The following is a 12,516-nucleotide window of genomic DNA, read 5'->3' as shown; positions in this document are numbered from 1 at the left end:
ACCTCCTTCATTTCAGAAATTAACATATATCATACATTCATATTTATAGCATAAAAGTGGCACCACGGCCCTGTTACACAGGGCATGTATTTAATTACATCATATATTCCCTGAGTTTGGCCTTATACCATGAAGCCGCGACAGCCCCGACCGTCAGGATGGATGGTCGATCGTGATCGGGGCTGCCATCGCCAGAACACGCATGATTCCGGCGACAGGCATTTATGCGGAAAATATTCCTAAAAAACTGATAACCAGTCTTTGTCCTGTCCTTCACGGCAAATCTGTCCACCTTAAGAAGGCGCTCGTTTTTGTAAGAGACTGTTTCAAAAGTTAGTATAAAACGCCTGAAAAACCCTTATGAATCAGTATATTATCAACGGTAAAACAGGAATGAGGGGCTTTAGGTTGGTTCTCAGCCTGATGGCTACCTTCGGAACAAAGAAAAAGGGAGCCTATAGGCTCCCATGAAAGGTAAATAAATGACTATCAAAACTATAGCTAAACTTCGTATGTGGGAAAAAGATGGGATGACGTATTGTAGAGGCACTATGAAGGACTACGAGTGTCAGGATTTATCGTCATCTGAATTGAACGCGCCAGATTTATCAATTTCTGCCGAACAAGTTTCTCGACCAGATCACGATTCTCAGAAATAACACTCACATCTAATTCGACTGTTAAGTTTTCATACACAATATTTACTTTTGAATCGTATTCTTTTTCATGGATCTTCTTGATATTATCAATTCGTATACGGCATTTTTTGACATTAGCATCTGGAATTAGCGGCAACATAAAATTCACCATAAACTCGGGACAGGGCACAATCGCCTCAACATCAGGCGAATGAATGCTATACGGATAAAGGATACGCTGTTTCTAATCAGCCTTTCTCTATCTATAGCCAAACGCCAGTAGTCACCTAACCATGCAAAGCCGCGCTCGACTACCCATCTTTTCTCGGCAGGAACAAAACCTTTTGCAGGGCTGGTATGATTCTGCCCGATCTCAATATCACCGTTAAAATAGGTCTGAACAAAGCCCCGCAGCAATTCGCCACGATAACCTTTGTCAGCAATAATCTTTTTGATTCTTGAATCATTCCAGCGGTCTTTGATCTTTTTCAAAACCGCCATTCCACCTTTGGTATCGTGCATGTTGGCTGGCGTAACCACGATATCGACCAGCAAGCCAAGACTATCGGTAACAAGATGCCGTTTTCTGCCTTTAACTTTTTTGCCGCCGTCAAAACCGCGAGTTATGGCAGCGGCATTTTTGCCGGTCTTCACACTTTGGCTGTCCATAACCAAAAGGGAGGGCTGACTTTCTTTGCCAGCCTCTTCCCTTACCTCTTCATATAAGGCGTGGTGAATCTTCTGCCATTTATCCTTTTTGCGCATAAGAACGAAGTATCTATACACAGTCTGCCATGGCGGAAAGTCCTTGGGCAGGTTCCGCCATTTGCAGCCGTTCACCACGATATAAAAGATAGCATCGACAACGCTGCGCATATCCGTTTCGCGCTCACGGCCACGAGTGCCAGCGCGGGGAATAAACTTCCTGATTTTTGCCCACTGGTCATCCGATAGATCGGTATCATAACCAGAACGTTGCACGAACATTACCCTAAAAATCTTTCCTTATGATTCGATAGCCAAACGTAGCACGATTCAGGCTTGAGGTACAGGAAAAACAAACAAAAACAGAATCCTAACTTCCGTTCTGGCGAAAATTTGCAGGATGTGCTAGAGTCATAAGTGGCGTTTCGCAGCGCTTTCTACATGAGGCGGCCCCTATGTCGGGTGGCCGGCTGAATAGAACACCCGGCTTTATGCCCATGGGTGGATGGCGACGGCTGTTCACTTGGGGAATAGGCAGGGCGTGATTTGCCTCAAGTAGACACGCTGCGAACCGCCCGACGCCCGGCGGCGTCAATTGGAAACGTGCGTCCGTCGCAGGACAAACTTGGGGCCATAAATATGTCTATGTCATGACAAGACGTTCAATATCTACAAAGAAATTTTCCAATACCCCCATCATCAAGGTCTTTATCGCCAGAAAAACAGGCATTATTATGGGCAAATACCCAGCCCTATAATCGATATAATACCTGCATTATTATTGCCATGCTCTTTGGTGTTCTAGGGTGCGTGACCATATTCTGCAAACAATACCGATGGATCAAGTCTGAACAAAGACTAGAGAAGATTGGCATAGGGCGTAAGCTGGTTATATTGGTGTTTGGTTTATTAGCTACTAGCGTTCAAATTATAAAAATCATGGAGATGGGTCAGTGATAATCTCCTTATTCGGAGAATAGAAATGCAGAAAAGAACTTTTGCCTTTCTATTGGCGCTTTGCTTCTCTCCGGTAGCCGCTCATGCGGATGACTTTTCAGATTTATTCTGTGGTCACAAATGCAAGTTGCGAAAGCAGCAAGAACAAGAGCAGATAAATAAAGAAGAGGAAGAGGCTGAGGAGAATGAAAAGGCGCAACAAAGAGCAGAACAACAGCAGCGTATAGATAATATTCATCGGAATCCACGCTGGCAGGCTGTCCATAATAGCATCAGTGTGACGGACTTCCTTGTAGATAGTGATTCCCTTGATGGCAAAGTTGTTTACGTCCGAGGGACTGTATATTGTGGAGGTCTAAATTCTTGCAATATACATTACCCGAACGATGCCAGTAAATCTATATGGTTTGATCCTGCTAACCTATCTGTAGAAAACAAAAAAGCACTACTGTCTTGTCCTGAAAATTTATCCTGCATTTCTGTCATTAAAGGTGTAGTGCAAAAGCAGTCTCTTACGAAAAATGGAGAAAGCATTACAGAAGAAGCATTGGTAGCGATGGAAACCTCCTTCGTTAACCTTGATATATCATGGTTCATGGCTCAATAAGGAATTTATTATGAAAAAAGTATTCTCAATCATGACTATTTCTATGGTTTTATGCGGTAGTGCTTTTGCTCAAGGGCAATCAGAAGGACTTGCCAGACAAACCGGGATAATCATAGCCGAGCAAAACTATAGCATTCCTCAGTTTGCACAAAAAATGCAAAAGGAGGGTAGCGGGGCGGTTATCGCAGAAAGATGTGGTAAAGAATTTTCCAACGCTAACCTTAAACAGGTATGCATGGACTCTGCTCAGGACGAAGACGAGCGTATATTCATAAAGATGCTGAAGGCCCAGCGCGGCGGTTAAGCCTATAGTCCGGGATATATTAATTTTACAATGGGATGGGGCGGTATCATGACTGAATGCGTTTGGTATTAGCCCCGACTGTATAAGCCTATATTAGGCTAGTAACTTATAGACTGTATCAACTAACCTTTGCAAACTCTGTTCCGTGTTTGTGGCACGGATGAGGTCTACCAAAGGGTCGTTGGGATGAAGCGGTTTCATCCTTAACTCCTCACTCATCGCAGGAAAAAGCCTGCCCTCAACCCACCTAGCAAATGGGTTGAAGTCTTGTAACAAAAGTATGAGTGCTATGCAACTCTCAAGGGTGTCCCGTTAAGGACACCCTTTTTTTTGCGTTTAAAGGGATCGAGTAGACCGTTAGGGCATAAGGTCGCCGGTAAACCATTGATTATATGGACGTTTTTGAGGGTTTTTGAAGTTTATACTAACTTCTGAAACAGTCTCTAAGAGACTGCTTGAAATAGTCAGCCCGGAAAAACATCCAGCACTCATATGAAAGGTTTTGGTGAAGCTTTTTTCAGACAGTCGTCAAAAGACAGATTGCTGCACAGCTTTTTAAAAAAGGTTCGCCCAAAAGGCCCTTCTGGTCGCGGAAAGCTGCCTGCATGCGCTTTGTAAATACGGGCCATAGCTTCAATGCAGATGAAATGTAACCGGAAGCAGGACATGCGTGCCCGCCAGCGCGCGCCCCTGCCCCTGCGGCGTACACTGCACCTTGCGCGCAGCGGCAAGGGCCGTGCTGTCCAGGTCATCGTAGCCGGTGCTGGATTTCAGGCTGACCTGTGTCACCTGCCCCTCGCTGCCCAGAACCACATCAACCATCGCATTGCCTTCCTCATGCATGTGACGGGCCATGGCAGGGTAACGCCAGGCAGGAGGCGTGCAATGAGGCGCGGCTGATGCGGCTGGCGCTGCCTGTGCCGTGCCGGGCGCACCTGCCCCATTCTGCGGTGCCGCAGGGGCTGCCCCGGCCAGTGCGGCAGCGTTGGGCCGGGCAGGAAGCTGCGCAGACGATGGCCGGGGCCGCGCGGCGGAATGCACGTCCGGCGCTACGGCGGCCCGCGGGGCAACAGGCGGCGTGGCCACGGCTTTTGGCTGTGGCTGTGGCTGTGGCTGTGGCTGTGGCTGTGGCTGTGGCTGTGGCTGTGGCTGTGGCTGTGGCTGTGGCTGTGGCTGTGGCTGTGGCTGTGGCTGTGGCTGTGGCTGTGGCTGTGGCTGTGGCTGTGGCTGTGGCTGTGGCTGTGGCTGTGGCGTAGCCTCCTGGGGCGGCGGCGCAACCCCTGCCCGGTCGAAAAAGACCTGGACGGTGTTTTTTTCAGCCGGTGAGTCCGGCACGGGCGTGCGGGCGGGCAGTAGCCACGCGGCAATCAGGCCGTGGCCGAGCACGGCGGCCACGATGGCCCAGCCCGCAAGCAGCCGCCCCCGCCGCCAGCCGTCGGGGCCGGCTGGCGTGACAAGAATCCGGCCTGCCGTTCTGTCCTGCTGCTGCACGCTTCCATCCATTGGGGCATAGGCGCGGGCTGCCTTGTCATTTGACAAAAAGCCCCCGACCTCCGAGAACACTCTCCTGTTACCGCCTTATCTTACAACCGCAAAGAACCTGTCCATCATGGACCAAGCCCGCCACCCCTTCCTGCATGACATGCCTGTGATCCGCTGGGTCATGGTGCTGTGCGCATGCCTGGGGCTGTGGGGCCAGTTGCTGGTTGAAAGTCGCAGCCTGCCCGGCGAACTGCCGCGCGGCACCATCATGCGGCTGACGGGAATCGATATCGCTCCCGTCGCAATGCAGGCGGACCGGCACGCAGCGCCACCCCATCACCACATGGTGATGGCGAACGCGCCCCATCAGCATGGCGACGCGGCCCCCCATGGCCACGACCATGCCGAAGGCTGCCCGCTCTGCCCGCTCCTGCACCTGCCTGCCCTTGCGCTGGTGGTTCTGCCCTTCCTGCCCCTGCCGCCCATGGCATGGGCGGCCCACCGGCATGAACCCCGCCAGCCCCGCGCGCCCCCTCCCATTACGCTGGGGCTGCCCCCGGCCTGCGGGCCACCTTCCATCTCCTGAACCCACGCGCTGCCGCAGGCCCTTACGGGCGTGCGCGTTTTTCGTTTTTCCGTTCAGGACATGAAAAGTGACTTCCATGAAAAAAACGGCCACCCCCCTCGCGGTGGCCGCAGGCGGCTGCATGCTGGCAGCCTCCCTGCACCCGCTGGGCGCCCGCGCCCAGACAACCGTAACCCTGCCCGGCCTCTCGATCGAGGATACGGCGGACAGCACGCCCATGGGCGACCGCCTGCTTTCGGCAGCGTCCCCTTCCGCCACGCAGCGCACGGCGGCCAGCCTGAGCAGCCCCGATGCCGCCAGCCTGTTTCGCAACCAGCCCGGTGTCAGCACGTATTCCGCAGGCGGCCTTGCCGCGCTGCCCGTGCTCAACGGCATGGCCGATGACCGCGTGGCCACCGTGGTCGATGGCGTGCGCATCGCCTCGGGCTGCCCCAACCACATGAACCCCGCCCTGTCCTTCATCGACCCCGACAGCGTGGACACCGCCACGGCCATTGCGGGCATAACCCCCGTGAGCATGGGCGGCGACAGCACTGCCGGCACGATCGATGTCGAGCGCAAGGACCCGCAATTCGCGAAGCATGGCAAGGTGCTCGTGACCGGGCATGTCACCGGCACCTATCGCAGCAATGGCGGCGGCTATGGCGCCTCGGGCAGCCTGACGGTGGCGAACGACACGTTCAGCCTGCGCTACAATGCCTCCTACGCGCAGGCGGGCGATTACGAGGGCGGCGGCGATGCGGGGCTCGTGCGCTCCACGAGTTACCTGACCTACAACCATGCAGTGACCTTTGGCGTGCACAAGGGCAACCACCTGCTGGCGCTGACCTTCGGCCAGCAGGACACCCCGCATGAGGGCTTCGCCAACCAGTACATGGACATGACGAACAACCGCTCCACCTTCGTCAACGGCAAGTATCTCGGCACGTTCGGCTGGGGCGAGCTTGAGGCACGTGGCTACTGGCAGCGCGAGGACCACGCCATGGACTTCCTGCCCGACCGCGACAAGACCACCCACATGCCCATGAACACCAATGCCCGCATGGCAGGCTACAGCATCAAGGCCACCATCCCCCTGGCGGAAGGCCAGACCCTGCGCCTGGGCAGTTCGTTCGACCATTCCGGCCTTAATGACTGGTGGCCGCCGGTTGCGGGCAGCATGATGATGGGGCCGGACACCTATCACAGCATCAATAACGGCCACCGCGACCGGCTGGGCCATTTTGTGGAGTGGGAGGCCGCCTGGACCCCGCGCGTGACCACGCTGCTGGGCTTTCGCAATGACCTGGTCATGATGAATACCGGCCCGGTATCGGGCTATTCGTCCACCATGAGCATGATGAACATGGCCAACATCAACGCGGCCAATGCGTTCAACACCACCGACCGGGGCCGGACGGACGTGAACTTCGATGTGACGGCCCTTGTGCGCTGGAAACCACGCCGCGACCTGACCATCGAGGGCGGCTATGCGCGCAAGACCCGCTCGCCCAACCTGTATGAGCGCTATGCCTGGGGGCGCTCGGCCATGGTCACGAGCATGATCAACTGGTTTGGCGATGGCAACGGCTATGTCGGCAACCCCGACCTCAAGCCCGAGGTGGCCAATACCGCCTCCATCACCGCAGACTGGCACGACCCCAATGGCGACAGGTGGGACCTGAAGGTCCAGCCCTACTACACCTACACCCACGACTACATAAACGCCTACCGCATTGCCAGCGCGGGGCAGTTCTATACGCTGGGCTTTGCCAACCATAATGCCCAGAGCTACGGCATCAACGGATCGGGCAATTACCGCCTGTGGCAGAACGCCCGCTTTGGCCGGGGCGAGATCGTGGCCAACCTCAACTGGGTGCGCGGGCAGGACCTGACCAATAACGCGGGGCTGTACCACCAGATGCCCACCAATGGCAGCGTCACGCTGAACGAGCGGTGGAAGAACTGGAGCGGCCGGGTCGAGATGACCTTCGTCAAGGCCAAGGATAGCGTAGACTGGGTGCGCAACGAACCCCGCACCCCCGGCTACGCCCTGCTGGGGCTGGGTGGGCAGTATCACTGGCGCTACATGACGCTCGATGCCAGCATCGACAACGTGCTGAACCAGAAATACGAACTGCCGCTGGGCGGCTGGTCGCTGGCCGATTATGCCGCCACCGGCAGCCTGCGCGCCCTGCCCGGCATGGGCCGGTCGTTCAATGTGAGCCTGACGGCGAGCTTCTGACGGGATCGGGACGGGTTATCACGTTCCCGTCCCGCCTTCCCCGCCCGGCGTTTCCACGGTAGCGGGCGACAGCGGCGCACGGCCCGGCGCCATCTGGCCAAACCAGGCCAGCACCGGGCGCAGGCAGATGCCAAACATGATCAGCCCCGCCACGACGCCCGCCGCCGCCGCCCCCTCCAGCCGCCACAGCCGGGTCATGCCATAAACCAGCGGCAGGTAGGTTACGGTAACGATGATGCGGGCGCGAAGCACGCGCGAGACCTGGCCGATCACGGTCAGCAGCGGCTCAAGCGGCACGATGCCCAGGCCAAGCACGGCACTGCCCAGCATGAGCATGATCAGGTGGCGGCCACCATGCCAGTGCACATGCAGCATCCATGTCAGCAGGATATTGCCCATCAGCATCGCCACCCCCATGAGGGCGATGGAAAAACCACCAATCGTCAGGAAAAGCTGCACGGTCACGCGCTTGATGCCGTACCAGTCCTGTTTGTCACGCAAGCGGATGAATTCGGGGTAAAGGGCGGGCACCATGAGTTGCGCGGGCTTGGCGATCCCTTCGCCAATCTGGCGCGAGACGCGATAGACGGCGGCATCGGCAGGCCCAAGCAGGCCGCCTACGAGCAGCGTGCCGAACTGGTTGAAAACCGAACTCAGCACATGGTTGCCACTGGTGGAAAGGGTGAAGCGCCAGATACCCGGCGCATCGCCTTCCGCCAGGCGGGCAAACGGATTGAAGCGGATACCGCCTGCCTGGCGCAGTTGCAAAAGGCCCAGCACGGTGCTGGTGGTGAACATGACCAGTTGCGTCATGCTCCACACCAGCAGGTAATAATCCAGCCCCATATGGTACATGAAGCCCAGCCCCGACCCCACGGTGCGCACCAGCGTGCCCGACAGGTCAACCAGCATGTTCAGCCAGAAGGTATTGCACAGCCGGAACACGCCCGCCGACCAGGAGAAATTCATGAACGCGATGGTAGTCATATACACCATCGCCGCCCCCTGGTCCGCTGGCGGCCAGCCCATGGCGGTGCCAAACAGCGCCACACCCAGCGTGCCCACCAGCCAGCCCACCCCGCCACTGAGGTAATCGGCCCGCACGCAGAACGCCAGCACGCGCGAGAACTGTGCACGCCTGCCATTGGTGAAGGGATCGGTGCCATAATGCAGCAGCGGCTGCCATGACTGCAGATGCGTTGCGGTCGAGATGGCGGTGCCAAACGTGGTGACCAGCATGAGCACGCCAAAGCGCGACAGCCCCAGTGCGCGCACCGCCCAGGCGATGTAGAGGAAGCTGCATATGGCATTGGTCGCGCGGCCTGCGATCAGGAAGCCCGTATTGCCAAAAATACGCCTGAGCGCATCGCCCGATTCAGTTGCCATGGGTCACCACACGCACAGATACCCGCGCCCGGCGCGAAACCGGACACGTTCCTACAGAACAACAGGGGGAAACGATGGCGCAGGCTCCCTTGATTCAAGAACGGTCGCGGGCCGGAGGGGCATCCGGGCCGACCGCGCGGGCACTCTAGTGCGCCGAGGCTCCGGGGGCTAGTCCCTGCCGCGCACGGATTGCAAATGAGAGGCAGGCGGAACACAGGCCAGCGCCCAGCCGATCGCCATGAACAGCCATCCCGCCGTGGGCTGGGTCAGGAACGAACTCGTTGACTGCAACGGCCACAGCACCACCACGCACACCACCGCCAGCATCAGCCGTTGCGGATCGCGCGTGGCTGTTGCAGCCCCAAGCCCCCGCCATGCCCGCGCCAGCACGCAGGCGGCGAAGGCTGCAAACAGCACCATGGCCGGCACGCCGCCCATGGTGCCCATGAGCAGGTAGAAATTATGCGGATGCAGGTTGCACCCTACAGCCGCCCCATGCACGCCTTCGCGCACGCCAAGCCAGGACAGGCCATGAAAATACGCCGGATCGGGACAGGCGTGCCGGAACCCGTCAAACCCCAGCCCGAACCATGGGTGCCGTTCAATCATTACGCCCGCGCGGATGAACAGCATGCCGTACGGGCTATCGGCAAACCCCTGCATATGCGCGACAAAGTTGAGCACCAGCTTATGGTAGGCCTGCGGGGCCAGCAGCGGCGACAGGGCCACGGACGCCGCCCCCAGCACGCCTGTCACCCCCACCACGGCCCGCAGGCGGGACACCAGCAGGCCGCACAGCCCCATGGCCAGCAGCAGGCGCAAAAGCGGCATGCGCTGGGCAATCAGCACCATGGTCACCACCAGCCCCAGCAACAGCGCCCCGGCCATGACCCGCCCCCGCACACCCTCACGCCGCGCGCGGTCAATGGCCAGCGGAAACAGGCCCGGCAGCGCCGTCATGACCAGCGCGTGCCCCGCGCGTGGCGCCCATAGCGGGCCGAGCAGCGCGCCATCCGCCCACCGTCCGTAGCCCATGAAATTGCGTCCGCACAGATATTGCTGCCAGCACCCGGCCACCAGCCATATAGCCACGGCCCCGTAAGCCCGGGCCAGCACCTGGCGCGCGCGCGGATCGGGCAGAACCCAATTCTGAAGGGCTGCGACAAAGACAAAATACCGCACGAACGCTGCCGCCTGCATCACGCCTTGCCCGGCAAGGAGGGAGGCCAGCACGATCTGCGCCCAGAGCAGCGCGGCTGCCGCTACCCAGCCCTGCCGCAGCCAGTTCCAGTCGCGTCGCAGCAGGCAGTGGGCCGCAAACAAGACCGCCACGGTGGTCATGACAATTTCCGCAGGGGCGAGGGCATAAAGCAGCAGCAGGGGCATGGGAATGACCAGCCCGGTTGCGATACACCGCATCCATTGCTCAACCTGACGCATTCACCCTGCCCATCGTGCCTTCTGTCCGCGCCCGGTGTATCGCACCGGCATGCGGAAACAAAATGGATTGCAGGCTCCCTCCCCAGCAGGCGCTGGCGTTGCATGCCATCGCGCCGGCACAAACTCCCGCCTGCCTGCCGCGTTCAGCCGATATTCACCGGAGGTCACGATGCGCCTGATCCCCTGCTCCCTTGCCGTGCTGGTCCTGACCCTGCTGCTTGGCGGCTGTGTCGGCCCCGAACCGGCACGCCATAACGACGAGGGCATGCAGGAACCGCCCCCGAACGCCAACCCCTCGGTGCGCACTGACGGCAGGCCCTGATAAAAATATTGGATGCCGCCTTTTTCAAAAAAATGGCGTTCTTTGAAGCTTTTTGAAAAAAGCTTCACCAAAAACTTTTTTAAATTGAAGGATGCCTGTTGGCAGGAAAGGCAACCGGCCTCTAAACCGTAAGCCCATAGAATATGATGTTGCGGCAAAGGGACGACTCATGAGCAAAGACACACCAAATCTTCTCTCGCCCAGCCCGGTCTACAAGCCTTTCCGCTACCCCTGGGCGTATGAGGCATGGCAGACCCAGCAGCAGTTGCACTGGCTGCCCGAGGAAATTCCCCTCGGCGATGACGTGAAGGACTGGAACAACAACCTGTCCGAAACCGAGCGCTATCTGGTCACCCAGATCTTCCGGCTGTTCACGCAGCAGGATACCGAGGTGGAGAACGCCTATATCGACCTGTACATGCCGCGCTTCAAGCCGACCGAAGTGCGCATGATGCTCTCGGCGTTCACCAACATGGAAAGCATCCATCAGGCCGCCTATTCCCACCTGCTCGACACCATCGGCATGCCCGAGACGGAGTATGCCGCCTTCCTCGAATATGAGGAAATGGCCGCGAAGCACGAGTTCCTCAAGCGCTTCAACATGAGCGACCACTACAACACCGCGCTGTCCATGGCCGTGTTCGCAGGCTTTACCGAGGGGCTTCAGCTTTTCGCCTCGTTCGCCATGCTGCTCAACTTCCCGCGCCATAACCTGATGAAGGGCATGGGCCAGGTCGTGACGTGGTCGGTGCGCGACGAGAGCCTGCACGTTGAATCCGTCACGCGCCTGTTCAAGACCTACATGCAGGAATTCGGCCACCAGATCGACAAGCCCGCCGTGGCTGCCGCCATCCACACCGCCTGCCGCGAGATCGTGACCAACGAGGACCGCTTCATCGACCTCGCCTTCCGCATGGGGCCGGTGCAGGGGCTGAGTGCCGATGAGGTCAAGCAGTATATCCGCTTCATCGCCAACCGCCGCCTGATCGGCCTCGAACTCAGCCCGATCTATGACGTGCCGAGCAATCCGCTGCCGTGGATTGACGAGATGATGAACGCGGTGGAGCACACCAACTTCTTTGAAAACCGCGCCACCGAATACAGCCGGGGTGCGACGCAGGGCACGTGGGATGAAGCCTTCGCCTGAAGACCCGCGGCAGCCATTTGATTGATGCGGCCTATGGGCCTACACCCAGCCGTGACGCCACCAGGGAGACTGACACGATGAAAATCAGCGCACGTAACCAGATTGCGGGCACGATTACCGGCATTACCAAGGGTGCGACCACGTCGCATGTCACGATTGATGTGGGCGGCAACACCATTACCGCCTCGATCACGAATGAAGCTGTGGCCGAACTGAAGCTTAAGGTTGGTGAAAAGGCGACCGCCATCATCAAGGCATCCGATGTGATGGTGGGCGTCTGACCCCCCTTCCCTGTTTCCGGGCCATCCGACAGGATGGCCCGGTTATTTTTCCTGAGCATGCGCGGGAAACGGACTCATGTCCTATACGCCTGAAGATATTGAACGACTGGCCAGCAAGATCTTTCAGTTACATTACCCGGACCGGCAATGGACCATCGGCACCGATGCCCACGCCGCCACGCTGGAAGAGCAGGAACGCTTCCGCGCCCTGGCCCATGAACAGTTATCAGACCCGCATCCGTATTAGTCAGTTTGAATGGCTGCGCACTGCGCCTGTTCAGGCCGGATCAAACGGCCCCGATAACAGGAACCTTGTGGGGGAAGCGGGATGTGGAAAGCGCCTGGACCTGTAAAATTGAATGAAACGGCATGGCGGGTCGATCCCATGCTTCACCCTGCTGTACGGGCTGGCTCCATTCTCTGCCCACGGCCTCTAA

General features: G+C 57.9%; 14 protein-coding genes. 10 read left to right on the top strand and 4 right to left on the bottom strand.

The window, feature by feature from the left end:
- Positions 1–803: 803 nt before the first annotated feature.
- Complete coding sequence (locus GXY01S_RS15150) at positions 804–1,625, bottom strand: IS5 family transposase (protein ID WP_061276446.1); 822 nt, start codon at positions 1,623–1,625, stop codon at positions 804–806.
- Between the two features lie 700 nt (positions 1,626–2,325).
- Between GXY01S_RS15150 and GXY01S_RS18320 the strand changes: the two genes are divergently transcribed.
- Together GXY01S_RS18320 and GXY01S_RS15145 are read left to right on the top strand one after the other, a co-directional pair.
- Complete coding sequence (locus GXY01S_RS18320) at positions 2,326–2,907, top strand: hypothetical protein (RefSeq protein WP_146222796.1); 582 nt, start codon at positions 2,326–2,328, stop codon at positions 2,905–2,907.
- A 10-nt stretch (positions 2,908–2,917) separates the two neighbouring features.
- Positions 2,918–3,211 (top strand): hypothetical protein, encoded by a 294-nt coding sequence (locus GXY01S_RS15145; protein WP_061276444.1) that lies wholly within the window; start codon positions 2,918–2,920, stop codon positions 3,209–3,211.
- A 633-nt stretch (positions 3,212–3,844) separates the two neighbouring features.
- Here GXY01S_RS15145 and GXY01S_RS19075 read toward each other — a convergent pair.
- On the bottom strand, positions 3,845–4,066 hold the full coding sequence (locus GXY01S_RS19075) for an energy transducer TonB family protein (protein WP_255210465.1): 222 nt from the start codon (positions 4,064–4,066) through the stop codon (positions 3,845–3,847).
- A gap of 180 nt (positions 4,067–4,246) precedes the next feature.
- Here GXY01S_RS19075 and GXY01S_RS19070 point away from each other — a divergent pair, with 180 nt between their 5' ends.
- The 4 genes from GXY01S_RS19070 (at position 4,247) to GXY01S_RS15130 (ending at position 7,503) form a co-directional block, all read left to right on the top strand.
- Positions 4,247–4,537, top strand: coding sequence for a hypothetical protein (locus GXY01S_RS19070; protein ID WP_255210464.1), 291 nt, complete (start codon positions 4,247–4,249; stop codon positions 4,535–4,537).
- 48 nt (positions 4,538–4,585) lie between these two features.
- On the top strand, positions 4,586–4,747 hold the full coding sequence (locus tag GXY01S_RS19065) for a hypothetical protein (RefSeq protein ID WP_255210463.1): 162 nt from the start codon (positions 4,586–4,588) through the stop codon (positions 4,745–4,747).
- A 73-nt stretch (positions 4,748–4,820) separates the two neighbouring features.
- Positions 4,821–5,279, top strand: a complete 459-nt coding sequence (locus tag GXY01S_RS15135) for a DUF2946 family protein (protein WP_174520984.1) — start codon at positions 4,821–4,823, stop codon at positions 5,277–5,279.
- A 67-nt stretch (positions 5,280–5,346) separates the two neighbouring features.
- A complete protein-coding gene (locus tag GXY01S_RS15130; protein ID WP_082770913.1) occupies positions 5,347–7,503 on the top strand; it encodes a TonB-dependent receptor in 2,157 nt (718 codons plus the stop codon).
- A gap of 18 nt (positions 7,504–7,521) precedes the next feature.
- On the opposite strand, the gene GXY01S_RS15125 is transcribed toward GXY01S_RS15130, so the two are convergent.
- Entirely contained in the window at positions 7,522–8,889 is a 1,368-nt protein-coding gene (locus tag GXY01S_RS15125; RefSeq protein ID WP_061276439.1) for a lipopolysaccharide biosynthesis protein, read from the bottom strand.
- 168 nt (positions 8,890–9,057) lie between these two features.
- Positions 9,058–10,308 (bottom strand): O-antigen ligase family protein, encoded by a 1,251-nt coding sequence (locus GXY01S_RS15120; protein ID WP_255210462.1) that lies wholly within the window; start codon positions 10,306–10,308, stop codon positions 9,058–9,060.
- Between the two features lie 190 nt (positions 10,309–10,498).
- Here GXY01S_RS15120 and GXY01S_RS18315 point away from each other — a divergent pair, with 190 nt between their 5' ends.
- From GXY01S_RS18315 to GXY01S_RS18310, 4 genes are all read left to right on the top strand, one after another.
- On the top strand, positions 10,499–10,651 hold the full coding sequence (locus GXY01S_RS18315) for a hypothetical protein (RefSeq protein WP_156470332.1): 153 nt from the start codon (positions 10,499–10,501) through the stop codon (positions 10,649–10,651).
- Positions 10,652–10,820: 169 nt separating this feature from the next.
- A complete protein-coding gene (locus tag GXY01S_RS15115; protein WP_061276435.1) occupies positions 10,821–11,798 on the top strand; it encodes a ribonucleotide-diphosphate reductase subunit beta in 978 nt (325 codons plus the stop codon).
- A gap of 77 nt (positions 11,799–11,875) precedes the next feature.
- Entirely contained in the window at positions 11,876–12,079 is a 204-nt protein-coding gene (locus tag GXY01S_RS15110; RefSeq protein WP_061276449.1) for a TOBE domain-containing protein, read from the top strand.
- Between the two features lie 76 nt (positions 12,080–12,155).
- Positions 12,156–12,326, top strand: coding sequence for a hypothetical protein (locus tag GXY01S_RS18310; protein WP_156470331.1), 171 nt, complete (start codon positions 12,156–12,158; stop codon positions 12,324–12,326).
- Positions 12,327–12,516 lie beyond the last annotated feature (190 nt).

The sequence above is a fragment of the Komagataeibacter xylinus NBRC 15237 genome (assembly GCF_001571345.1).
Lineage (GTDB): Bacteria > Pseudomonadota > Alphaproteobacteria > Acetobacterales > Acetobacteraceae > Komagataeibacter > Komagataeibacter xylinus.
This window is presented reverse-complemented; position numbering and strand designations above follow the sequence as displayed.

Bases quoted from the DNA above. Each gene is read 5' to 3' on its own strand.
- GXY01S_RS15150 (WP_061276446.1), bottom strand. From the start codon at position 1,625: ATGTTCGTGCAACGTTCTGGTTATGATACCGATCTATCGGATGACCAG.
- GXY01S_RS18320 (WP_146222796.1), top strand. From the start codon at position 2,326: ATGCAGAAAAGAACTTTTGCCTTTCTATTGGCGCTTTGCTTCTCTCCG.
- GXY01S_RS15145 (WP_061276444.1), top strand. From the start codon at position 2,918: ATGAAAAAAGTATTCTCAATCATGACTATTTCTATGGTTTTATGCGGT.
- GXY01S_RS19075 (WP_255210465.1), bottom strand. From the start codon at position 4,066: ATGGCCCGTCACATGCATGAGGAAGGCAATGCGATGGTTGATGTGGTT.
- GXY01S_RS19070 (WP_255210464.1), top strand. From the start codon at position 4,247: ATGCACGTCCGGCGCTACGGCGGCCCGCGGGGCAACAGGCGGCGTGGC.
- GXY01S_RS15135 (WP_174520984.1), top strand. From the start codon at position 4,821: ATGGACCAAGCCCGCCACCCCTTCCTGCATGACATGCCTGTGATCCGC.
- GXY01S_RS15125 (WP_061276439.1), bottom strand. From the start codon at position 8,889: ATGGCAACTGAATCGGGCGATGCGCTCAGGCGTATTTTTGGCAATACG.
- GXY01S_RS15120 (WP_255210462.1), bottom strand. From the start codon at position 10,308: ATGCGGTGTATCGCAACCGGGCTGGTCATTCCCATGCCCCTGCTGCTG.
- GXY01S_RS18315 (WP_156470332.1), top strand. From the start codon at position 10,499: ATGCGCCTGATCCCCTGCTCCCTTGCCGTGCTGGTCCTGACCCTGCTG.
- GXY01S_RS15115 (WP_061276435.1), top strand. From the start codon at position 10,821: ATGAGCAAAGACACACCAAATCTTCTCTCGCCCAGCCCGGTCTACAAG.
- GXY01S_RS15110 (WP_061276449.1), top strand. From the start codon at position 11,876: ATGAAAATCAGCGCACGTAACCAGATTGCGGGCACGATTACCGGCATT.
- GXY01S_RS18310 (WP_156470331.1), top strand. From the start codon at position 12,156: ATGTCCTATACGCCTGAAGATATTGAACGACTGGCCAGCAAGATCTTT.